Origin of the sequence: Amycolatopsis sp. NPDC051758 (assembly GCF_044453095.1) — a bacterium.
Taxonomy (GTDB): Bacteria; Actinomycetota; Actinomycetes; order Mycobacteriales; family Pseudonocardiaceae; genus Amycolatopsis.
In genome coordinates this window covers 617026-638621 of the sequence record NZ_JBITCJ010000006.1, presented here as the reverse complement: position 1 = coordinate 638621, position 21596 = coordinate 617026, and the positions used below count along the sequence as shown (strand labels likewise).

15 protein-coding genes and 1 tRNA gene are annotated in these 21596 nt (G+C 68.1%); 11 read left to right on the top strand and 5 right to left on the bottom strand.

The window, feature by feature from the left end; translation table 11 throughout:
- Positions 1 to 64 precede the first annotated feature (64 nt).
- Positions 65 to 3508 (bottom strand): tetratricopeptide repeat protein, encoded by a 3444-nt coding sequence (locus ACIA5G_RS30210; RefSeq protein WP_395929173.1) that lies wholly within the window; start codon positions 3506 to 3508, stop codon positions 65 to 67.
- A gap of 1070 nt (positions 3509 to 4578) precedes the next feature.
- Here ACIA5G_RS30210 and ACIA5G_RS30205 point away from each other — a divergent pair.
- Complete coding sequence (locus ACIA5G_RS30205; RefSeq protein WP_395929171.1) at positions 4579 to 4998, top strand: hypothetical protein; 420 nt, start codon at positions 4579 to 4581, stop codon at positions 4996 to 4998.
- 371 nt (positions 4999 to 5369) lie between these two features.
- On the opposite strand, the gene ACIA5G_RS30200 is transcribed toward ACIA5G_RS30205, so the two are convergent.
- The 3 genes from ACIA5G_RS30200 to ACIA5G_RS30190 form a co-directional block, all read right to left on the bottom strand.
- Positions 5370 to 5975 carry a putative toxin-antitoxin system toxin component, PIN family gene (locus ACIA5G_RS30200; protein ID WP_395929169.1) on the bottom strand — a complete coding sequence of 202 codons (606 nt, stop codon included), beginning with the start codon at positions 5973 to 5975 and terminating at the stop codon, positions 5370 to 5372.
- A 2-nt stretch (positions 5976 to 5977) separates the two neighbouring features.
- Positions 5978 to 6580, bottom strand: a complete 603-nt coding sequence (locus tag ACIA5G_RS30195; protein WP_395929167.1) for a helix-turn-helix domain-containing protein — start codon at positions 6578 to 6580, stop codon at positions 5978 to 5980.
- Between the two features lie 776 nt (positions 6581 to 7356).
- Positions 7357 to 7429: transfer RNA gene (locus ACIA5G_RS30190), tRNA-Ala, on the bottom strand.
- 280 nt (positions 7430 to 7709) lie between these two features.
- On the opposite strand from ACIA5G_RS30190, the gene ACIA5G_RS30185 reads away from it, so the two are divergent.
- From ACIA5G_RS30185 to ACIA5G_RS30140, 10 genes are all read left to right on the top strand, one after another.
- Positions 7710 to 9920, top strand: coding sequence for an RICIN domain-containing protein (locus tag ACIA5G_RS30185; protein ID WP_395929165.1), 2211 nt, complete (start codon positions 7710 to 7712; stop codon positions 9918 to 9920).
- A gap of 149 nt (positions 9921 to 10069) precedes the next feature.
- Entirely contained in the window at positions 10070 to 10639 is a 570-nt protein-coding gene (locus tag ACIA5G_RS30180) for an HdeD family acid-resistance protein (protein WP_395929163.1), read from the top strand.
- Positions 10640 to 10652: 13 nt separating this feature from the next.
- Positions 10653 to 11579 (top strand): ribonuclease Z, encoded by a 927-nt coding sequence (locus ACIA5G_RS30175; RefSeq protein WP_395929161.1) that lies wholly within the window; start codon positions 10653 to 10655, stop codon positions 11577 to 11579.
- A gap of 10 nt (positions 11580 to 11589) precedes the next feature.
- The gene (locus tag ACIA5G_RS30170; RefSeq protein WP_395929159.1) at positions 11590 to 13242 is read left to right on the top strand and encodes an FAD-dependent oxidoreductase; all 1653 of its coding nucleotides are present in this window, start codon (positions 11590 to 11592) and stop codon (positions 13240 to 13242) included.
- Positions 13239 to 14660 carry an ATP-binding protein gene (locus ACIA5G_RS30165; RefSeq protein ID WP_395929157.1) on the top strand — a complete coding sequence of 474 codons (1422 nt, stop codon included), beginning with the start codon at positions 13239 to 13241 and terminating at the stop codon, positions 14658 to 14660. The genes ACIA5G_RS30170 and ACIA5G_RS30165 overlap by 4 nt, the downstream gene beginning before the upstream one ends.
- Positions 14660 to 16153: a carboxylesterase/lipase family protein gene (locus ACIA5G_RS30160; RefSeq protein WP_395929155.1), complete on the top strand. Its 1494-nt coding sequence runs from the start codon at positions 14660 to 14662 to the stop codon at positions 16151 to 16153. Before ACIA5G_RS30165 ends, ACIA5G_RS30160 begins: the two co-directional genes overlap by 1 nt.
- A gap of 81 nt (positions 16154 to 16234) precedes the next feature.
- Positions 16235 to 17314: a hypothetical protein gene (locus ACIA5G_RS30155; RefSeq protein ID WP_395929152.1), complete on the top strand. Its 1080-nt coding sequence runs from the start codon at positions 16235 to 16237 to the stop codon at positions 17312 to 17314.
- Position 17315: 1 nt separating this feature from the next.
- The gene (locus ACIA5G_RS30150) at positions 17316 to 18449 is read left to right on the top strand and encodes a toxic anion resistance protein (protein ID WP_395929150.1); all 1134 of its coding nucleotides are present in this window, start codon (positions 17316 to 17318) and stop codon (positions 18447 to 18449) included.
- On the top strand, positions 18446 to 20059 hold the full coding sequence (locus tag ACIA5G_RS30145) for a substrate-binding domain-containing protein (RefSeq protein WP_395929148.1): 1614 nt from the start codon (positions 18446 to 18448) through the stop codon (positions 20057 to 20059). The genes ACIA5G_RS30150 and ACIA5G_RS30145 overlap by 4 nt, the downstream gene beginning before the upstream one ends.
- Positions 20056 to 20622, top strand: coding sequence for a hypothetical protein (locus ACIA5G_RS30140; protein WP_395929146.1), 567 nt, complete (start codon positions 20056 to 20058; stop codon positions 20620 to 20622). The genes ACIA5G_RS30145 and ACIA5G_RS30140 overlap by 4 nt, the downstream gene beginning before the upstream one ends.
- Before the next feature lie 85 nt (positions 20623 to 20707).
- On the opposite strand, the gene ACIA5G_RS30135 is transcribed toward ACIA5G_RS30140, so the two are convergent.
- Positions 20708 to 21520, bottom strand: coding sequence for a hypothetical protein (locus ACIA5G_RS30135; RefSeq protein WP_395929144.1), 813 nt, complete (start codon positions 21518 to 21520; stop codon positions 20708 to 20710).
- Positions 21521 to 21596: the final 76 nt, after the last annotated feature.

Below are 21596 nucleotides of genomic sequence, written 5' to 3'. Positions count from 1 at the left end.
CGGCTTTTATGGCGAGACATCTCCGGTGGGCGGCAGCCCAACCGCACACAGTGGAGGTGATTCTTCAGAACGGTCGACTAATGCCCACCTGTGGTTCGGAGTTCGGCCGGGACGGTGAGCTGTCCCAGCGGAGTAGCGTGTCGGTGAGGATCGGGACTACGTCGGGGGCAAGCCGGACGACGTCGGCGATCAGATTGTTCAGGTCGGCTAGGCTGAGCGCGCGTGCCATGAGCCGGCGGCCGTGGGCAGGCTCTACAAATTGGGCCAACGTCGCTAGGGCGTACGCCCTTCCGTAGGTAGTGGGGATGCGTTCTGCTATGTCTAGTGCGGTGGCGAGATACCCTGTTGAGGTAGCTGCACTGACCAGATGTCGCATCCACGTGGATCGGGCATGCGGGTCCGTTGGCGACATTTTTAGCGCTTTGTGAATCCAGGCAGTCGCCAGCCCCGGCTCGCCCGACTCCATCGCGGTCTGGATCAAAGCCGCCATCGCTGACCCGCGCCAGTACGGATGAGTGATGCTGCGGGCCAACTTCTCCGCGGTGTCAAATTGCCGGTCCCAGGCCAATGCCTCCGCGGTGTGCCGAGCTACAGCGGCTTTAGCTGTGAGGTCATCCCTTTGGGTCGTTTGGAGAAGCTCCTGCGCGGAGGTGGCAAGTTCAGCGGTGCGTTGCCGGGCGCCTCCCGTGGCCGCTGCCCTTGCGCGTGAGGCCAGCAAGAAGGCTCGACTCTGCAGGGTTGGAAACGCGTGGAGAAGTCGTCCGGCGTTGTCGAGCGCGCCGTGCTCGATTAACGAGTCTACCAGCACCCTGCCGGCCACGTCTTGTTCCTCCCTTTCGCTGATACCGTTGACGAAAGTTTCAGCTCGGTCAAACTGCCCTCGGCTGGCCAAGGCCCACACTAGCTCTCTGTTGACCGGTTGCCTATCCCATGAATTGGTGATCTTTCGCAGAATTGCCGCTGCTTGTTCGGTGTTTTGTGTGGCCGCGAGTGCAATTACTTGATTTGCCTGTATCTCAACTTTCCGGTACGGCGAGGCGGTGGCATCAGCAAGACGGGAGAGAGCATCGTGCAGGCGCGCCGCTACATCTGGGGTACCGGCAGTGGCCGTGGCCTTGGCGAGTTCAGTCAGTGCCCGCGCTTGTGCTGTTGGCGAGGCGTTGTCGCGACAGAGATCCTCAGCGGTGACGGCCAACGCCGCTGCACGCTGGTGGTCTCCGCGGCCGATCGAGGCCTTGGCCATCCAAACCAGCACGTCTGGCCGACCTTCTGGAGGAAGTCGAGCCAACAACGCATCCGAGCGTGGGTCGTCGCAGGCGTGCGCCGCTGCTGCCGCCGCGGCCGCCAGCAATTCGCCGTTCTCTCGTGCGCCACCGCCAGGGCCGACTGTGGATGTACGCGCTGCGGCCTCCAGCGTTCGGGACAGAGCCGCTGCACGATCCGGATCAGCGCACAGCGTCATCGCCTCCACCAAGGCCCGAATCAGGCCTGGAGCCGTCGCTGCGTCGTGCCAGCACGGATGGTCGGGGACAGCCGCTACCTGTTCGATCAGATCTACCAGCCGCGCTGCGCGCGGGATGTCTCGTGCGGCAATCACCGCCTCGACGAGCGAGTCGATAGAGGTCAGGATCCAGACTGGTGGTTCCGACCATTGAATCAACTGTGCGGCGGCTTCACGGAGTGGGGCGCCGTGCTTGCCAATGCGAGCGGCAGCGGCTGTCGCCAGCGTCGCCTCGATGTTTGCCCGGATTGGGGCCGAGCGAACAGTAGATGCGATGGTGCGGAGTCCTGCGAGCGAAGTGCTTACACGTTCGGGATCTTTTGATTCCGTGGCCCATTTTATATCGCTCATCAGCCAGTTTTCGCTGCCGCTACGGGCAACGTCCTCGATCGCGTCGGCCAACTCGCCCGCCCGGCCGCGGTTCCCACTCGCGGCCGCCACCCTCGCTTGGGCCGCTAAGACTCCGGTCTTCTCGTAGCTTCCGGAATGCGCTTGGATGGCTTCCGCGACGCGCTCGAGTTTGGCGGCACGATCATAGTTCCCTGCGGCGCCGGCCGCCTCAGCTACAGCGGCGACCCGGCGCGCCCGCCAAACGGCGCTGTGGTAAGGGTCGCCGATACTTTCGATCACGTCCGCTAGCCGGGCGGCACGTGAACGGTCACCCGTGAGGCCGGCCACGACGGCGACCTCCGCTAGTGCGAGACCCACCTCGTCCTGGTCGTACATTCCGCTGGCCAGCGCTTCCGCGCGGTCTGGTTGGCCGACGGCGGCCCAGACAGCGGGCAACCCATATGGATAGGAGTTCCGATCCCGGAGTCGTTGCCGGTGAGCGGCTAGCAGGACCATCTTCGCCAGCTCGGGATTTTCGTCTGCCAGCACAAGGGATTCCGCATGGTCGATTTCCGTGAGGGCGGCAGCGTCCCCTCCGGTTAGGGCGCGTAGCCGGGCGTGGCGGGCGGAATCGGTGGCATAGAGGACAGAACGGGTCTGGTCGCCGGTGTCGCGCAGCAGAAGGGAGTAGCCCCGCAGGAGATACTCCGGCGTGCCCGATGGCCACTCCTGGTCGCGGTAGTTCTCGGCCCAGGCGTGCAGTCGTACACGGTAGCCGGACAGTCTGTCGCGGCCCAGCATAGTAATGGCTGCTTTCTGCAGTTCTTCGTGACCGAGGACGTAAACCTCGGTGGGATGTACCTCGGATCCGACCGCGTGCTGTTCGCGGCTTACCCGGGCGGCGAAGGTTCGTCCCGTGACTGCTCGGAGATGTTGAGCCACGTCCCAGGGCTCGCAGCTGGTGAGCTCGGCAAGGTCGAACCTGCTCAGGCCACCCCCGGCGGCGGCCACGAGTCCCAGCAGGTTCTGTTGCTCCAGTGTGCCGCGGAGAAGCCGCAATAACTCTCGTTCACAGTCGGCTTGGACCGCTGCCGCGTAGGGGGATTGTTCCAGATTCCGGACGATGTCAGGGTCGCGTAGCGGATGATGTTCTGGCACGTCGGCCGGTATCGGAGGGTGGGGTCTGCCGGCCACAATCACCCGCAGTCCAGCAGCCGGGCGGCTCGGCAGGAGCGCGGCGATGCTGTAGGCGTCCGGTCCAGTGGTTACCCCCCGGTCCTCGTCCAGACCGTCGACCAGCAGCACCAGGCGCTCACTGCGTTTCTGGCACTGGTGGGCTGCCTCGTCCAGCATGGCGAGCAGATGGCCTTCACGGGTGGCTTCGGAGAGCTGGGTAAGCGCTGGCTGCCCCAGCAATGCAGCGAGCTGCTCGCCGACAACGTCAGTGAATGCGGTTCGGTCGCTTTGCCCGGCGAAGCGCGCGGTGACGAAGAAGGACACGATCGTCACCGACGGCGGAGGGTGCAGTGCGAACCAAGACATCAGCGCGGACTTCCCGGTCCAGGCACGTGCCCGCCACCAGACATAGGTGCCTTGGCCTGACGTGGTGCAGAACTCGGCCAGTTCAGCCAGTTCCTGATGGCGACCGACCAGGTCGGGCGGTGCGATGCGCAGCACCTGCTGTCGATATCCAGTGCGGGCTGCAGGCGGAGCGTATACGGCTACGTCGCCATGGACGATGCCGCTGACTGCGACCGCGCCTGCGGCCGCCTGGGCCTCCCCGCTGTTGGTTACCTCCGCAGCCGACTGTCGCCGTTTCCCGCGTGCCTTCACCGGGCTCCATTCGTCTCACTTCGGGGGCTGTCTGCCTACGCGGACGGCGCCGATGGATCCCTGCTTTGGAGATTTCCGCCGGCAAGCGCGTCTCATCTCTTCCGTGCTCAGTCGCTGGTTGGCCGGATCAGATGCCCGCTTAAGCGAGTTAATCAGAAGCGACTGCGCTTGTGCGATCTGCTGCCCGATGCCCTCCGGCCCACAATCTGTTTGAACGACACCTCCAAGACGAAGCACATAGGTGCGCGTTGACTGGTGATCGTGTACCGGGACTGCGTCGTTGCGGTACGGACTGTCGACCACCCGGTTGGCCTAACGGTCGTTGCGACGGCCCGCTGCCTAGGCGTCGGCCGGCCAAGGATCACTACGTGGCCGTCGGTCGGTGTACGGACTACCCGCCGCGCCGAAGTCGCGCTCGGCCCCTGCGACCACTCTTTCGTGTGATTGAACCTCGCGGATTGATGTGTCGTGGCGTGATGAGAGTGATGGGCGCAGGTGCTCGCCCTGGCTGTACTGGCGATCCGCAGCCGGGTCCAGCGCTGAAGCTTCCACGTTGTTCGCTGGCGTTCCCGCCGTGGTTGCCCTTGGCAGCCCCGCGTAGCCCGTCGAGCCGGATGCCGAACGGCCCGCCGGCCCTTCGTTCAGCGCCTGGCGGGTTGTTCGCGTGGTGATCGCGGATCAGGCGTGGCTGAAGCTGCCGATCGGGAAGTTGATGAGCTCTACCCTGCGGTTCCGGCTTCGCGCTGGCGCCCAGCCCGCACTTCGTTGCCCCCGCTGACCCCGCCGTCTCGCCGGCGACGCTCTGTTCGGGGTCCCGAGCCCGGCTGTAGCCCCTGCAGCCCGGCGACGACCTGGGCCGGGCGATCCTCGAGCGAGGTCGGGCCGGCTGCGCTGGACGTCGTGGACCTAGACCGATGATACGGTCCTCGCCCGACGCCTTCGCCCGCGGCTACAGCGGCGGCGGCCCGTCGTTCACCCACACCGCGCTGCTGCGCGCGGCCCTCGGCATTCACTACAACGAGACCAGTCCCATTGCCCAGGCCGCCCTGGCGGCGGCCGCCACCGACGACGAACCCGGCAACCAGCTGTGGGAGGCAATCTGGCTCTTCACATTCGAGGGTGTAGGAAGCGCCCGGGCGACGCCTCGTGTTCGGGTGCCTGTCGAAGGCGCGAGCGTGGCCGGCCGGTGGGCTGCCATGATCGACGCCATGTCCATTACGCCGACTCCTGCCATTATCGCCCGCGACGCGTTCTATGCCCTCCGCAGCAAGCTCGGCGAGGACGCCTCGCCGGAGCAGCTGCTGCAACTCGGCATGCTGGCCGCTCAAGTCTAGATCGCCGATCGCCTCGAAGGCATCGAGAAGACGCTCGACATCGGGCTGCTGATCCGGTCCGAGTAGCCGCGCGCCGCTGCTGTGGATCTCCGACGTCGTTGCCGCTGCCGTCCACGCCCGGATCAACGGCACCCCGGACTTCTTCGAACCGCTGGTTAGCTGCGTCCATGAGGTCCAGGTCGACACCCCACCTGGCCCCGGACATGCGTAAGGCCAGGCTCCCGGTCATGCCCCAGGTCACCTGGCCTTGCGATTCGCACAACGTGCGCGACGCCGCACTCCATGCGAACAGGCTGCCAGTCATTTGTCGCATGCTCGCGCATCGTGGTGCATGCGGATGCTGCCGCGTCACCTCCGACCCCGTTGCGCTCTCATTCGCTGGGTGATCTCGGAGGAATCATGAGCGATTTCGTGGCTTCTTCCGCTTGTCGAAGTCGCTCATGAACTTCGGCGACGAAACGTGGCGCCACACCCGCGAAGCGGGCGAGGAACTCTGCCAGCTGAAGAGGGGGGCGTTGCCGGGCGAAGACGAGACCGTACAGGCAGTCGAGGGTGCGGTGCGGGTAGAGCTCAAGCTGGTCGAGCAGGAAGTCGTCGGGCGCTACTGCGGTGATGTCGTAGGGCGCCAGCGCCGCCGACGGGGAGTCCTTGAGGTTGAACGTGACGATGACGTCGGCGTTGGCCCGAACCGCCGCAGCCAGGACGTGCCGGTCCTTCTCGTCGTTGGTCATCGCGCCGATCAGCGGCTCGTAGCCGGTGACCATGGCATCCGGGAACACTACGCGCATCGTCGCCACCCGCCGCTGCGCCTGCTCCGGTGTTCTGCCGAGCTGGCTGACTAAGTTGCGTTCGATCTCGTCGAGGATCTGCTCGGACCACAGCATGCAGAACGTGTCGGCTTCGGCCAGGCGCAGCAGCAGGTCCGCGGTGTTGAGCGGAATCAGGACGTTGGCGTCGAGCAGCGCGGGGAACGGCACGACTAGCGAGTCTGGATGATCCTGTCGACGTTGTCAGCCTCGACGTCGGATTCGTCCTCTATGGCCCGCGCCGTCATCTCGTTCAGCGATGCCCGGCGCCGGTGCCGTGCCCGCTGCTGATAGTCGAGCACGTCCTCCAGACGGACCTTGCGATGCCGGCCTGGCTGCTCGAAGGGGATTTCGCCCGACTCCAGCAGCTTCACCAGCGTCGGCCGGGAGATGTTCAGCATGTCCGCGGCTTCCTGGGTGGTCAGCACGGCGTGCCGCGGCGCGATGTTGATCGCCAAGCCCTGCGACATCGCGACCACCACCTGGCGCAGCACTTCAAAGACCGCAGCCGGCAGCTCCGCGGCTCCATTCGGCCCGACGACCCGGGTATGAGCTTCTTCCGACGTCTGGTTGCCCAGCACCGACCGCAAGGCGCGAAGGGCCTCCCGAAAGCCTGCGTCCGCATCGGCCGGCGGAAGCACGGTGTGCTGCTCAAGCGCCGAAGTCATCGCGTCTCCTGGTTTCCGCTGCTCAGTCGCGTATGCGACCTCATGACAAAACAGTAATCGAAAGAAACGAAAATAGCGATGAGGTGCGACCCAGGTCACGAAGATCACGGCGGACTCCCAGGTCGGAGATGTCGTCGCTTGCGTAGGCGATAGAACTGCTGTTCGATTCGGGTGCGGCGGCAACGTAGAGACGATCTCTGTGGTGCCCGCCAGCCCGGGGACGGCTCCGCGTACTGGTGGACAATCGACTTCCTGTGCAACGGCGAGTATTGGTCAACCCAGAGCGGGTTGCTCGGCAGCCCGCCGGGCCGCGTGGACCTCGAACAGCCGCTGCGGGACTGGTTCGCCGAACACGGCGGCCCGGCGGCCACCTGGCGGCTGCAGGTCGCGCCGCGCGAGGAATTCTGAGATTGGAGCCGAGTATGTCTGACCTGGACGGCTGGGTGGAGGACTGCTTTTCCTATGGCGGGCTGCGCTCGAGGACGCCGTGATCGCGGCCGCGGCCGCGATCTGTGAGCTGACCCGGCACCTGAACGACGCCATCCGGCATCAGCGCGCCCCGGAGTGGGCGGGCGGCTACGGTCCTGCGCCCCACTAACGCGCTCGCCGGCACGACGTGGCCAGACGCTGCATTTCAGGTAAGCAGCGACGTATCGGATCGGACGGCCGCCCCGGAGGCAAATGCATACGCGCATTCATCCGTTGGGACCGCCGGCTGGAGCAGTCCCTGCCGGGTGAAGCGAAATGGGGTCACAGCCTGCTCCAGGTTTGCTCCAGCTACCTGTCGGTAGCTGAAGTTGCTCTTGACGAAACTCAAGATCCGGTGGACCGAAAAAACCGCCCTACCTGGATCTCTAGACCCAGTGGGCGGTGTCTCGTCAGGGTGGAGCTAAGGGGACTCGAACCCCTGACCCCCTCACTGCCAGTGAGGTGCGCTACCAGCTGCGCCATAGCCCCGAAGCGAAGGTGAACTCCGCATCTCGTGTGTCCATACGTTACACCCCGCTGGGACCGCCTCTGCACGGGGGTCCCAGCGGCTACGCCCAGCAACACCGAGGGCTCTGACCTGCAGCTTTATACCTTATTTTTAGTCGTGTATTGACTACGGGTGTGGCCGCCGTTACATTTTGCGCGGTTGTGACGCCGAGGTCCCCGCCCGTTACGCCGCGTCTTCACCGGGCCTGCCTCTGCCGTTTCCTGCTCGAAGAACGCCGCGTGCGCGGCAGAGGAGGTTTCGATGAAGAGTCCGGTGAGACGGCGGGTGATGACGGTGCTCTCCGCAGCGTCTGCCCTGGTCGCGGGCTTGATCACCGTCGTGGCGGCGCCGGCGGCCCAGGCCGCGATCACCCCTGACGGGTGGTACACGGTGACCGCCGCCAACAGCGGGAAGTGTGTCGACGCGCGGGCCGCGGGCACCGCGAACGGCACCGTCGTGCAGCAGTACTCCTGCAACCAGTCGGCTTCCCAGGAGTGGCAGTTCCAGTCGACCGGTGACGGCTACTTCCGGGTCAACACCCGAAACAACGCCGCCGCGGCGTGGGACGTCAGCAACGTCTCCACCGCCGATGGTGGCCTCATCCAGCTGTGGACCTACTCGAACGGCGCCAACCAGCAGTGGCAGGCCGTCGACGAAGGGAACGGGCGGTACCACTTCGTGAGCCGCAACAGCGGGAAGTGCCTCGACGTCCCGAGCGCCTCCGCCGCCGACTCCGTCCAGCTCCAGCAGTACTCGTGCAACGGCACCACGGCCCAATCGTTCACACTGAACCCCGTGGGTGGCACGACTCCTCCGACCTCCGGCCAGCCGGACCTCGGCCCGAACGTGGTGATCTTCGATCCGTCGATGTCGAGTTCCAGCATCCAGAGCCGGCTCAACAGCATCTTCAGCCAGCAGGAACGCAACCAGTTCGGCAGCCAGCGCTACGCCGTGATGTTCAAGCCGGGGACGTACTCCAACGACGTCAACGTCGGCTTCTACACGCAGGTGCTCGGCCTCGGGCTGAGCCCGGACGCCGTGACGATCAACGGCGCCGTGCACGTCGAGGCCGACTGGTTCCCGCCGCAGAACGCCACGCAGAACTTCTGGCGCGGCGCCGAGAACCTGTCCGTGAACCCGACCGGCGGCACCGACCGCTGGGCGGTCAGCCAGGCCGCGCCGTACCGCCGCATGCACGTCCGCGGCGACCTGCAGCTCGACGACGGCGGCTGGGCCAGCGGCGGCTGGATCTCCGACACGAAGGTCGACGGCCAGGTCCGCTCCGGCTCGCAGCAGCAGTGGATCTCGCGCAACTCGCAGTTCGGCAGCTGGTCCGGCTCGAACTGGAACATGGTCTTCGCGGGTGTCCAGGGCGCCCCGGCGAACACGTTCCCGGCCCCGCCGTACACCACGGTCGGCCAGACGCCGGTCGTGCGCGAGAAGCCGTTCCTCTACATCGACAACGCCGGCAACTACCAGGTGTTCGTCCCCGGCGTGAAGACCAACGCCGCGGGCACGAGCTGGGCGAACGGCACCGCGCCGGGCAGCTCGCTGCCGATCGACCAGTTCTACATCGCCAAGCCGGGCGCCACCGCCGCGGACATGAACGCGGCGCTGGCCGCGGGCAAGAACCTGCTGGTCACGCCGGGTGTCTACCACCTCAACCAGGCGCTGCACGTGACCCGGCCCAACACCGTCGTGCTCGGCCTCGGCGTCGCCACGGTCGTGCCCGACAACGGCGTCACCGCGATGAACGTCGACGACGTCGACGGCGTGAAGGTCGCCGGCCTGCTGATCGACGCCGGCACGACCAACTCGAACACGCTCATGCAGGTCGGCCAGGCCGGCTCGACCGCCGACCACGCGGCGAACCCGACGTCGCTGCACGACGTGTTCTTCCGGATCGGCGGCCCGGCCGTCGGCAAGGCGACGAACAGCCTGGTGGTGAACAGCAGCAACGTGATCGGCGACCACATGTGGATCTGGCGCGCCGACCACGCCGACAACGGCAACAACGTCGGCTGGAACACCAACACCGCCGACACCGGGCTGATCGTCAACGGGAACAACGTGACGATGTACGGCCTGTTCGTCGAGCACTACCAGAAGACGCAGGTCGTCTGGAACGGCAACGGCGGCCGGACGTACTTCTTCCAGAACGAGATGCCCTACGACGTGCCGAACCAGGCGAGCTGGATGAACGGCTCCACGAACGGCTACTCCGCCTACAAGGTGGGCCCGAACGTGACCAGCCACGAGGCGTGGGGGCTGGGCAGCTACTGCTACTTCAGCACCAACCCCTCGGTCGCCAGCGCCCACGCCTACGAGGCGCCGAACACGCCGGGCGTGAAGTTCCACGACATGGTGACCGTGTCGCTCAACTACCAGGGCACGATCACGCACGTCATCAACACCACGGGTGCCACGACCCCGACCGGCACGAAGCCGGTCAACCTGGTCAGCTACCCCTGAGCAACCGGCGTGCGCCGTGGTGGCGGCCGCGGCGCACGCCGGTCCTATGTGTCCGGCCACAGTGGACGATGTGGCCCGAACGGGTGGTGAATCGCGCCAACCAGGCTTTTTGCCGCGATACTGGGTGCCCCACACCCGAGGAGCGGCTCATGGCCTCCTTCGCAGCTTTCACCGTCGTCCAACCCCGTCAGGCCTGGCCGATCGCCGCCGTCCGCGGCGTGTTCGCCGTGCTCTTCGGGCTCTTCGCACTGATCTGGCCGGGCGCCACCGTGCTCGTCCTGGCCATCCTGTACGGCGTGTACGCGATCGTCGACGGCATCGGCGGCCTGGTGCAGGCCTTCCGCCCGGGCGACGCCGCCCACCGCGCCGCCTACGGCATCCTCGGCGCGCTCGGCATCGTCGCCGGGATCCTCGTGCTGGTCTGGCCGGGCATCACGGTGCTGCTCCTGGCCCTGCTGGTCGGCCTCTGGGCGATCGTCACGGGCGTCGCCGAGATCGCCGCGGCCATCCGGCTGCGCAAGCAGATCCAAGGTGAGGCGTTCCTCATCGCGGCGGGTGCGCTGTCGGTGATCGCGGGCGTCCTCATCGTGATCAACCCGATCGCCGGCGCGTACGGCGTCGCGCTGCTCGTCGGCATCTACGCGTTGCTCTACGGGATCATGCTGCTCGTGCTGGCCTTCCGGCTGCGGAAACTGGGGGACACCACCCCCGCCGCCTGAGTAGCGTGCGGGGGTGTCGACCCGCGAACTGGTGGTGCTGGGCACCGCGAGCCAGGTGCCCACGCGCCACCGCAACCAGAACGGCTACCTCCTGCGCTGGGACGGCGAGGGTTTCCTCTTCGACCCCGGCGAAGGCACCCAGCGCCAGATGCTGCGCGCGGGCGTCGCGGCCACCGACATCACGCGGATCTGCATCACCCACTTCCACGGCGACCACACCCTCGGCCTCCCCGGCGTCATCCAGCGGCTGTCGCTGGACGCGGTGAAGCACCCGGTCCACGCCCACTTCCCGGCCTCCGGCGCGCACTACTTCGAACGGCTGCGGCACGCGACGTCGTTCTACGAGCAGGCTGACCTGCGCGAACACCCGATCGCCGAGGACGGGTCCTTCACCATCGGGAAGCTCACCTTGGAGGCCCGGCGGCTGAGCCACCCCGTCGAGGCGTTCGGCTACCGGCTGGTCGAGCCGGACGGCCGGACCATGCTGCCCGAACGGCTGCGCGAGCACGGCATCGAAGGCCCGGACGTCGGCAGGTTGCAGCGGGAGGGCCGGCTCAGGGACACCAGCCTCGACGACGTCAGCGTGCCCCGCCGCGGCCAGCGGTTCGCGTTCGTCATGGACACCCGGCTCTGCGACGCCGTCTACGCGCTCGCCGAGGACACCGACATGCTCGTGATCGAGTCGACCTTCCTCGCCGAAGACACCCGGCTCGCCCGTGACTTCGGCCACCTGACCGCGCGGCAGGCCGCCCGCGTCGCCGCCGAGTCCGGCGTCCGGCAGCTCGTGCTGACGCACTTTTCCCAGCGCTACCCCGAGCCGGAGCGGTTCCTCGACGAAGCGAAGGCCGAGTTCGACGGCGAGATCGTCGTCGCCGAGGACCTGGAGCGGGTCCAGGTCCCGAAACGGCGGTCCTCCCCAGCCGGGCACCCAGCGCCGTAGGCTGCACTTCGTGAGCCAGCCGATCCTGATGACCGTCGACGACGATCCCGCCGTGTCCCGTTCGGTCGCCCGCGACCTGCGGCGGCGCTACGGGAAGGACTACCGCGTCATCCGCGCCGACTCCGGCCAGGACGCCCTCGAAGCGCTGCGCGAGATCAAGCTGCGCGGTGACGCCGTCGCGGCGATCCTCGCCGACTACCGGATGCCGCAGATGGACGGGATCGCCTTCCTCGAGAAGGCGATGGACCTGTTCCCGCACGCCCGCCGCGCCCTGCTGACCGCCTACGCCGACACCGACGCCGCGATCCAGGCGATCAACGTCGTCGACGTCGACCACTACCTGCTCAAGCCGTGGGACCCGCCGGAGGAGAAGCTCTACCCGGTGATCGACGCGCTGGTCGAGACCTGGAAGGCGGTCGGCGACAAGCCGGTCGAAGAGGTCAAGCTGATCGGCCACCGCTACAACTCGCCGTCGTTCCACCTGCGCGACTTCCTCGCGCGCAACGCCGTGCCGTACCGCTGGTACTCGGTCGAGGACGACGAAGGCCGCCGGATCCTGCAGGCCGCGGACGCCGTGGAGGCCGACATCCCGGTGATCGTCACCCCCGACGGCACCGCGCTCAAGCAGCCCACCGGCGGCGAGATCGCGGACGCGGTCGGCTTGTCGACCCGGCCGGCGCAGGAGTTCTACGACCTCGTCGTGATCGGCGGCGGGCCCGCGGGCCTCGGCGCCGCGGTGTACGGCGCGTCCGAGGGCCTGCGCACGGTCCTCGTCGAGAAGAAGGCCACCGGCGGCCAGGCCGGGACCAGTTCGCGCATCGAGAACTACCTCGGTTTCCCCGACGGCGTCTCGGGCGCGCAGCTGACCGACCGGGCGCGGCGCCAGGCGCAGAAGTTCGGCGCCGAGGTGCTGACCGCACGCGACGTCGTCGGCCTGGAGGCGCGCGGCTCGTCACGGGTGATCACCTTCGGCGACGGCAGCGAGATCGCCGCGCACTCGGTGATCCTGGCCAGCGGTGTCACCTACCGCGCACTGGACGCCGAGGGCATCGAAGAGCTGAGCGGCCGCGGCGTCTACTACGGCTCGGCCGCGACCGAGGCGCCCGAGTGCAAGGGTGAGCACGTCTACATCGTCGGCGGCGCGAACTCCGCCGGCCAGGCCGCGGTGTTCTTCTCCCGGCACGCCAGCGACGTCACGATCCTGGTGCGCGGCGAGTCCCTGGAAGCGTCGATGTCGCACTACCTGATCGAGCAGATCGCCGGCATCGAGAACATCCACGTCCGCACCCGGACCACGGTCAAGCAGGCCCACGGCGACGACCACCTCGAGCGGCTCACGCTGTGCGAAAACGGCGTCACCGAGACGGTCGAGAGCGGGCACCTGTTCATCTTCATCGGAGCCGCCCCGCGCACCGACTGGCTCGGCGACGACATCCACCGCGACGACCACGGCTTCGTCTGCACCGGCCCGGACCTGACGGCGAACGAGCAGCGCCCGCGGGGGTGGACGCTCGACCGTGACCCGCACTACCTCGAGTCGTCGATCCCTGGTGTGTTCGTGGCCGGTGACGTGCGGTCCCAGTCGGTCAAGCGGGTGGCGTCCGCGGTCGGCGAAGGCGCGATGGCCGTGACGCTGGTACACCGGTACCTGGAGGAACAATGAGCGCACTGCCGCGGGAAGAGCTTCGCGGCCTCTTCCTGTTCGAACACCTTTCCGAGGCCCAGCTGGACTGGATCGCCGCCAACGCCGTGCTCGAAGAGTACGAAGGCGACTCCGTCGTCATCCGCGAAGGCGACGAGGCCACCTGCTTCTACGTCCTGCTCACCGGCGCCATCCGGATGACGCGGCTGGTCAGCGGCACCGAGGTGGAGACCAACCGGTCCGATCAGCGCGGCGCCTACTTCGGCGCGACGCAGTTCTTCGTGCACCAGGACACCGACCACCGCTACGGCGCTTCGGTGCGCGCGCTGTCCGACGTCACGTTCCTGGCGCTGCCGTCGCAGGAGTTCTCCGTCGAGTTCCGCAGGTGGTTCCCGATGGCGACGCACCTGCTCGAAGGCATGTACCTCGGCTGGCGCAACAGCGACACGGTGATCGGCTCACGCCGCCGTCTCCTGGCGCTCGGCGAGCTGTCCGCCGGCCTGACGCACGAGCTGAACAACCCGGCCGCAGCCGCCGTGCGGGCGACGTCCGCGCTGCGCGAACGGGTCGCCGGGATGCGGCACAAGCTCGCCTACCTGGCGAAGAAGGACATCGACCCCGAGCTGCTCGACCAGCTCATCGACGTCCAGGAACGCCTGGTCAAGCAGGTCGTGCAGGCGGAGAAGCTGACCGCGATGCAGCAGGCCGACCGCGAGGACGAGATCGGCGACTGGTTCGACGACCACGGCATCGACGGTGGCTGGGACCTCGCCGACATCTACGTCCGGGCCGGGCTCACCACGGCCGACCTGGACAACGTCCTGGAGCAGGTCGGCGACACCTTCATGGACGGCGCTGTCCGCTGGCTCGCCTACGCGCTCGAGACCGAGATGCTGATGGGCGAGATCGAGGACTCGACCACCCGCATCTCCGCGCTGGTCGGCAAGGCCAAGCAGTACTCGCAGATGGACCGGTCGCCGCACCAGTGGGTCGACGTCCACGACGGCCTCGACTCCACGCTCGTGATGCTCGCCGGCAAGATCGGCGACGGCGTCCGCGTCGTGAAGGAGTACGACCGCGGCCTGCCGAAGATCCCGGCGTACCCGGCCGAGCTGAACCAGGTCTGGACGAACATCATCGACAACGCCCTGGGCGCGATGGGCGGCGAGGGCACACTGACGCTGCGCACCTGGGGCGAGAACGACCAGGTGCGCATCGAAATCGGCGACACCGGCCCCGGCATCCCCGACGACATCAAGCCGCGGATCTTCGAGCCGTTCTTCACCACGAAGCCGGTCGGCGAAGGCACCGGGCTGGGGCTGGACATCTCGTTCAAGATCGTCGTCGAGCGGCACCAGGGTGACCTGCGCGTCGAGTCCGAGCCCGGGAACACACGGTTCGAGGTGTGCCTCCCGACCGAAGAGCAGGCCTCCCTCTGATGGCCTCGGTCCCGACGGTCACGACCGAGCTCGGGGCACTGGTGGGGCTGGCGGGTGACGGCGTCCGGCGGTGGCGCGGGATCCCGTACGCCCGGCCGCCGGTCGGGCCGCTGCGGTGGAAGGCGCCACAGCCGCCCGACCTGCCCCGCGGGGTGCACGTGGCGACCGAGTACGGGCCGCACGCGATGCAGTCGCCGGACCCGATGAATCCCTCGGCGGTCTGTGACGAGGACTGCCTGTACCTCAACGTCTGCACCCCGGAAGGCCCGGCTCCCGAGGGCGGCTGGCCGGTGCTGTTCTGGCTGCACGGCGGCGGGTACCGCGTCGGCCACGGCGAGCAGCTCGGCGACGGCGAGGAGTTCGCCCGCGCCGGGATCGTGGTCGTCACGATCAACTACCGGCTCGGCTCACTCGGCTTCCTGCACCTCGCCGGGATCTTCGGCGAGGCCGAAGCGGACGCCGGGGTGTGCGGCCTGCTCGACCAGATCGAGGCGCTGAAGTGGGTGCGGCGCAACGTTTCCGCGTTCGGCGGTGACCCCGCGCGGATCACCGTCTACGGCGTTTCGGCCGGGGCGAAGAGCATCGGGAACCTGATGGGCAGCCCGCTGGGTGAGGGGTTGTTCGCGCAGGCGATCAGCAGCAGCGGCGGCGCGGACCACGTCGCGACGCCCGATGCCGGGACGGCGCTGGCCCGCCGGCTGCTCGACGAGGTCGGCTGCCACGAAGCCGAATCGTTGCGTGCCTTGCCGGCCAAGGAGTTCGTCGAGGCGCAGGAACGGATCCTCACCGGCTTCCAGGCGCTGTGGCTGTGGCGCCCGACGCTGCACCCCCGCGTGCTGCCCGAGGTCCCGATCGAGCCGATCCGCCGCGGCAGCGCGGCCGGGATCCCGCTCCTGGTCGGCTGCAACAGCAACGAAGGCAGCACCTACGCGCTGATGCTCGGTGACGAGATCGCGACGGCGCCCGCGAACGACGTCCTCTCCGAGATCCTCGGCGACGAAGGCGCTTCGCAGCTTCTCGAGACGTACCTCCGCCGCGTCCCGGACCTCAAGTCCGCCAAGATCGCCGCGATGGGCGACGAGCGTTACGGCATCCCGACGCAGCGGCTCGCCGACGCGCAGTCCGCGCACGCCCCCGTTTACCGCTACCGCATCGACATCGCGGCGCCCGGTGTGCCCGAACAGCTCGACGGCGGGCACGGCACCGAGACGACGATGGCGTGGAAGACCCCGCTGCCGTTGTACGCGGAGGCGACCGACGTGAACCCGGCCCGCGAGCGAGCGGCGTTGCTCATTCACCGGTGCTGGGTGCGGTTCGTGCACGACGGTGTCGCGTCCGCCGACGGCCCCGACTGGCCGCCGTACGGGCCCGAACTGCGGCCGGTGCTGGTTTTCCGGGAAGACACGGACCTGGTGCTCGACCCACGTGCTGAAGAGCGAAAAGCCTGGGGCGACACGGAATGGGCGTCCGGGACCTGGTTTCCCGTGACCTGAGACCGTTCCTTCACCTGCTGTTCACTTCGAACCGGCTGCCTCCCGCGTCAAATGGGCGAAGGCGGCTGAGGGGAGTGGCTCGTGAAACGCCGGGTGTCGATCGGACTGGCCGTGGTGCTGCTGCTCGCGGTCGTGGCGGTGATCTTCTGGGGGCGCGGCGACAACAGCGCGCAGGGCGGCGACCTGACCACGGTGCGCGGTGTGATCGGTTCGGAGAAGCAAGCGTTCTTCACCGACCAGCGGGTTGTCGACGCCTTCGCTCGCCATGGTTTGAAGGTCGAGGTCGACACCGCGGGCTCGCGGCAGATCGCGACCACCGTCGACCTCGGGAAGTACGCGTTCGCGTTCCCGTCGTCCTCACCCGCGGCGCAGAAGATCCAGCGCGACCGCAAGGTGACCACGGTGTACACGCCGTTCCAGTCGCCGATGGCGATCGCCACCTTCGAGCCGATCGTGTCGCTCTTGAAGGCGAACGGCGTGGTGCACAAGGGGGCCGGCGATTACGACGTCCTCGACGTCACGAAGTACCTCGACCTCGCGAAGGCAGGCACGCGCTGGGATCAGCTGCCCGGCAACACCGCCTACCCGGCGCGCAAGAACGTCCTGGTCACCACCACCGACCCGCGGGAGTCGAACTCCGCGGCGATGTACCTGTCGATCGTTTCCTTCGTGGCCAACGGGAACACCGTCGTCACCTCGCCGGAGCAGGAGGCGAAGGTGCTGCCGTCGGTGTCGAAGCTGTTCCTCGACCAGGGGTACACGCAGAACAGCACCGAAGGACCGTTCGAGGACTACCTGTCCGCGGGGATGGGCAAGACGCCGCTGGCCTTGATCTACGAGTCGCAGTTCGTCGACCGCGTCGTTCGCGGTGACGGGTCGATCCGGTCCGACATGCGCATGGTCTACACGGCGCCGACGGTGTACTCGAAGCACACGCTCGTCCCGCTGTCGGGGGACGGCGACAAGGTCGGCCAGCTGCTCGCGACCGACCCCGAGCTGGGGAAGCTCGCGGCGACGTTCGGGTTCCGCACCACCGACCCGAAGCTGTTCGCCGACGTCGCCGCGAAGGCCCACGCGCCGGCCGACCTCGTGGACGCCGTCGAACCGCCGTCGTTCGAAACGCTCGAGCGCCTGCTCGACGCCGTCGGCAAGCAGTACTGACATGGACGAATTCACCCTCACCCCGCCCGAGCCGGTCGCGCCGATCCCGGCCGAACGCGCGGCCGGGCTCATCACGCTCGGCGACGACACACGGTCGGAAATCACCGTTCGCGCTGGGAAGTTCACCGAGCGGCTCGAAGCGCTGGACGTCAAGTCACCGGAGTTCACCGACCTGCTGGACGAGCTGCTGGCCGTCGGCGAGGCCGACATGCGGGCCGCCGCCGGGGTCGCCGGATCGATGCTGGACCGCACGAGCCGGGCGCTCACGGCGTCACCCCAGGAACACGTGACGACCAGTCTGACCAGCCTGCGCCGCACGGTCGCCGAGCTGGACCCGGCGAAGCTCCCGCTCACCGGGCGGAAGCTGCTCGGGATGTTCCCGGTCGCCGCCGGCGCGAAGCGCGCGCTGGACCGCTACCGCGCGGCGAACGAGCCCGTCAACGCGCTGGTCGTGGACCTCCGCGGCCGGCAAGACGTCCTGCGCCGCGACAACGCCGCGATCAAGGGTGAGCGCGAGCGGCTGTGGAAGGTGATGGGGAAGCTCGCCGAGGCGGCCGCCTTCGCCGAGGCCGTCGACGGCGCGGTCGAGACGCAGGCCGGCGTCTTCGACTTCACGGATCCCGCGCGCGCCAACGCGTTGCGCGGAGACGTGCTGTACCCGATCCGGCAACGGCACCAGGACCTGCTGACCCAGCTCGCGGTCAGCGCGCAGGGTTACCTCGCGCTGGACCTGGTGCGCAAGAACAACGACGAACTGATCCGCGGGGTCGAGCGGGCGGTGTCGACGACCGTGTCCGCGCTGCGCGTCGCGTTGCTGGTCAGTGGCGCCCTGGCGAGCCAGCGCGACGTCCTGGACGAGGTGGCCGCGCTGCAGGCGACCACCGACGGGCTGATCCGCGCCAACACCGAACTGCTGGACCTGCAGTCCGCGGAGATCCGCAAGGCGAGCAGCGACTCGGCGGTCGCGACCGAGACGATCCGCGCGTCGTTCGACCGGATCTACGCCTCGATCGACGCGATCGACGGCTTCCGCGCCGACGCCGTCCGCACCATGGCGACCACGGTCGAGTCCCTGTCCGGCGAGATCCGCCGCGCCGAGGACCACCTGCGGCGTTCGCACGAGGGGGAAGTATGAAGAAGCTCTTTTTGGTGGCCTTGAGCGCGGTGTTGCTGGCGGGCTGTTCCGACTCCTCGCCTTCGGCGCCGCTGGGGGATCCCGAGCCGGGCACGCTCAGGATCCTCGCGGGCAGCGAGCTGGCCGATATGCAGCCGGTGCTCGACGAGGCCGAGAAGGCCACCGGTGTCAAGGTCAAGTTCACCTTCACCGGCACCCTCGAAGGCGCGGAGTCGCTGGCCAACGGCAGTGTCGACGGCAAGTACGACGCTGTCTGGTTCTCTTCGAACCGTTACCCGGCGGGCATTCCGGAAGCGGCGAAGCGGCTCGGGAATCAGGTCAAGATCATGAGTTCGCCGGTGGTGCTGGGGCTGTCGGCGTCGTCGGCGCAACGGCTCGGCTGGACCGGGAAGCCGGTCGGCTGGGGCGAGATCGCCGCGCAGGCCGGCAAGAAGGCGTTCAGCTACGGGATGACCGACCCGTCGGCGTCGAACTCGGGGTTCTCGGCGCTGGTCGGCGTGGCGTCGGCACTCGCGGGCGCCGGCAACGCGATCGACGCCCAGCAGATCACCGCGGTGACCCCGCAGCTGACGCAGTTCTTCAGCGCGCAGGCCCTTTCCGCCGGGTCGTCGGGCTGGCTGTCGGACGCTTACACACGGCGCGCGACCGGCCAGGACCCCGGGCAGAAGGTCGACGGGCTGATCAACTACGAGTCCGTGCTGCTGTCGGCGAACGCGTCCGGGAAGCTGCCGGAGCCGCTGAAGCTGATCTACCCGAGCGACGGTGTCATCACCGCGGACTACCCCTTGACGCTGCTGGCTGCCGCCGGCGACGACGCGCGTTCGGCGCACCAGCGCCTTTCGGACTACCTGCGCACCCCGGACGTCCAGAAGAAGATCATGGACACGACGCAGCGGCGCCCGGTCGTTCCCGGGGTTGCGCTGGGATCGCAGTTCGCGCAGCGCGACCTCGTCGAACTGCCGTTCCCGGCGACGCAACAGGCGGTGGACGCGCTGCTGTCCGCTTATTTCGACAAGATCCGCCGGCCGTCCCGGACCTTGTACGTGCTGGACACGTCCGGTTCGATGGAAGGTGACCGGATCGCCTCGCTGCGCAGTGCCTTGGCCGGGCTCACCGGTGCGGACAACTCACTGACCGGGCGGTACCGGCGGTTCCGGAGCCGGGAGGAGGTGACGATGCTGCCGTTCAGCACCAGGCCCTCGGCGGCTTCGACGTTCACCGTCCCCGAGCAGAACCCTGCGGGTGAGCTGGCGAAGATCAAGGCGTTCGCCGAAGGGCTGGACGCTCGGGGCGGAACGGCGATCTACGACAGCCTGTCCGAGGCCTACCGGGTGCTGGAACCCTTGGCGGCGCGTGATCCCGACCGGTTCACCTCGATCGTCCTGATGACCGACGGCGAGAATGCGAACGGCTCTTCGCTGGCGGACTTCCAGGCCTCCTTCGGCTCGCTGCCGCCGGCGATGAAGCAGGTGCCGGTGTTCACCGTGCTGTTCGGGGAGGGCAGCAGCGACGAGCTGACCCAGGTCGCGGCGCAGACCGGCGGGAAGGTGTTCGACGCGCGGAACGTCCAGCTGTCCGAGGTGTTCCAGGAGATCCGCGGGTACCAATGATGCTGCGTTATCTGGGCTCGACGAAGAACCTCGCCGGCTGCGTCGGCGGGCTGCTCGGTGTTGTGCTGTACCTGACCGGGGTCGTCGGCTGGTTCTGGCCCTTCGTCGTCGTGGCCCTGTACGCCGCGGGTGCGCTGCTCGCGCCGGGGGAGAAGGTCCGGCTGGTGCCGGACACTTCGGCCGAGCTGCGGTCGTCCTTGGCCGGCTTGGTGGCTTCGGTTTCCGCGCAGTCGTCGCGGATGCCTGCGTCTACTGTGGACACCGTACGGCGGATCGCCGAAGTGCTGGCGGACCTGCTTTCCCGGCCCGCGCGGCTCGCGGCCGATCCTGATCTGCACCACGCCGTGATTCGGCTGGCGGGGACGGATTTGCCGCTGTCGCTGGAAACTTACCTGAACCTTCCGTGGTGGTTCGCGGCTCGGCGGGCGGGTGCGGAGGAGGAACTGGTGGCACAGCTGGGTTTGCTGGAGGCCGAGGCGCACCGGGTGGCCGAGCGGTTCTATTCGGCCGACGTCGACCGGCAGGCCGATCACACCCGGTACTTGCGGGATCGGGACGGCTGAGTTCCGGCTCTACCCTTGTGAGTGATGACGTTCGAACGCGCGTTCGAGTAACTTCGATGGTGTCCGGCTCACCAGGGAGGGGAAGTCATGAACGCGCGCCGAGCTTCGGCAGGGTCAGGGTCATCGCGGCGGTGGTCAGCCAGCTCAACAGATCCGGCAGGGGGATGCGGGAAAGCCGTTCCGGCCATTCCTCCGCCACTGTGTGCAGTACGAGCTCGTCATGCCGTGGTTCGACCTTCGTCAGCTTTATGCCCTGCGGGAGCTCCGGCAGGGGAAGCACGATGGGCTGGAAGCGCTTCGGTGGCCGGAGCTCTTTCTGTCCGATGTGGAGAATCCGGGGCACGAGCACCACGGCGTCGTCGGCCACCTGGGCCTCGAGTGTCAGATGGCCCCAGTGCGGCCGTTTGGCCCAGTGGATCTGCAGCAGCCCGCTTTCCGCCGGGGCCGCGACGATCCCGGGGCGGACCTTCGCCACCCGTTCGCGCAGGACGTCCGCGGAGACCGCGATCAGCAGCTCCACGCGGGCGGGCTTGGCGGCCGGCGTGGGCAGCGAGCGGAGGCGGACGTCTTCGGCGAGCACGGTGACCCGGCGCAGCGGGATGCTGCCGCCGTCGGGCTCGGGCCAGTCGACGTCCTCGGCGACGATCCGGACGTCGCCGATGCGGCCGGTGGCCAGCCGGAGGCTGTCGGCCGGGTAGTCGAGTTCGGTCAGCGTGAGACCGACCTCGCGGTTGTCGACCTTCGTGGTCAGCCTGCGGCCGACGAGCTGCTCGGTGACGGTGCGCACCAAGGAAGCCGGCGTGACCGGGACGTTCGGAAGCAGTGAACGCCCGGCCGCGGCCAGCCCGGCCAGCTCAGGCCAGGGCGACCAGCCGTCGAACCACCTGCCGTCGCTCATCCGTCCAGTGTCGCTGAAGGACACCGCCGATGGCGACGGCGGGTGGTCCGCCGACCGGGTGGAACAGCGGGTCGCC

Excerpts from the sequence above, each read along its gene's own strand:
- ACIA5G_RS30150 (WP_395929150.1), top strand. The coding sequence starts at position 17,316 with ATGGACGAATTCACCCTCACCCCGCCCGAGCCGGTCGCGCCGATCCCG.
- ACIA5G_RS30165 (WP_395929157.1), top strand. The coding sequence starts at position 13,239 with ATGAGCGCACTGCCGCGGGAAGAGCTTCGCGGCCTCTTCCTGTTCGAA.
- ACIA5G_RS30180 (WP_395929163.1), top strand. The coding sequence starts at position 10,070 with ATGGCCTCCTTCGCAGCTTTCACCGTCGTCCAACCCCGTCAGGCCTGG.
- ACIA5G_RS30205 (WP_395929171.1), top strand. The coding sequence starts at position 4,579 with ATGATACGGTCCTCGCCCGACGCCTTCGCCCGCGGCTACAGCGGCGGC.
- ACIA5G_RS30135 (WP_395929144.1), bottom strand. The coding sequence starts at position 21,520 with ATGAGCGACGGCAGGTGGTTCGACGGCTGGTCGCCCTGGCCTGAGCTG.
- ACIA5G_RS30160 (WP_395929155.1), top strand. The coding sequence starts at position 14,660 with ATGGCCTCGGTCCCGACGGTCACGACCGAGCTCGGGGCACTGGTGGGG.
- ACIA5G_RS30140 (WP_395929146.1), top strand. The coding sequence starts at position 20,056 with ATGATGCTGCGTTATCTGGGCTCGACGAAGAACCTCGCCGGCTGCGTC.
- ACIA5G_RS30145 (WP_395929148.1), top strand. The coding sequence starts at position 18,446 with ATGAAGAAGCTCTTTTTGGTGGCCTTGAGCGCGGTGTTGCTGGCGGGC.
- ACIA5G_RS30185 (WP_395929165.1), top strand. The coding sequence starts at position 7,710 with ATGAAGAGTCCGGTGAGACGGCGGGTGATGACGGTGCTCTCCGCAGCG.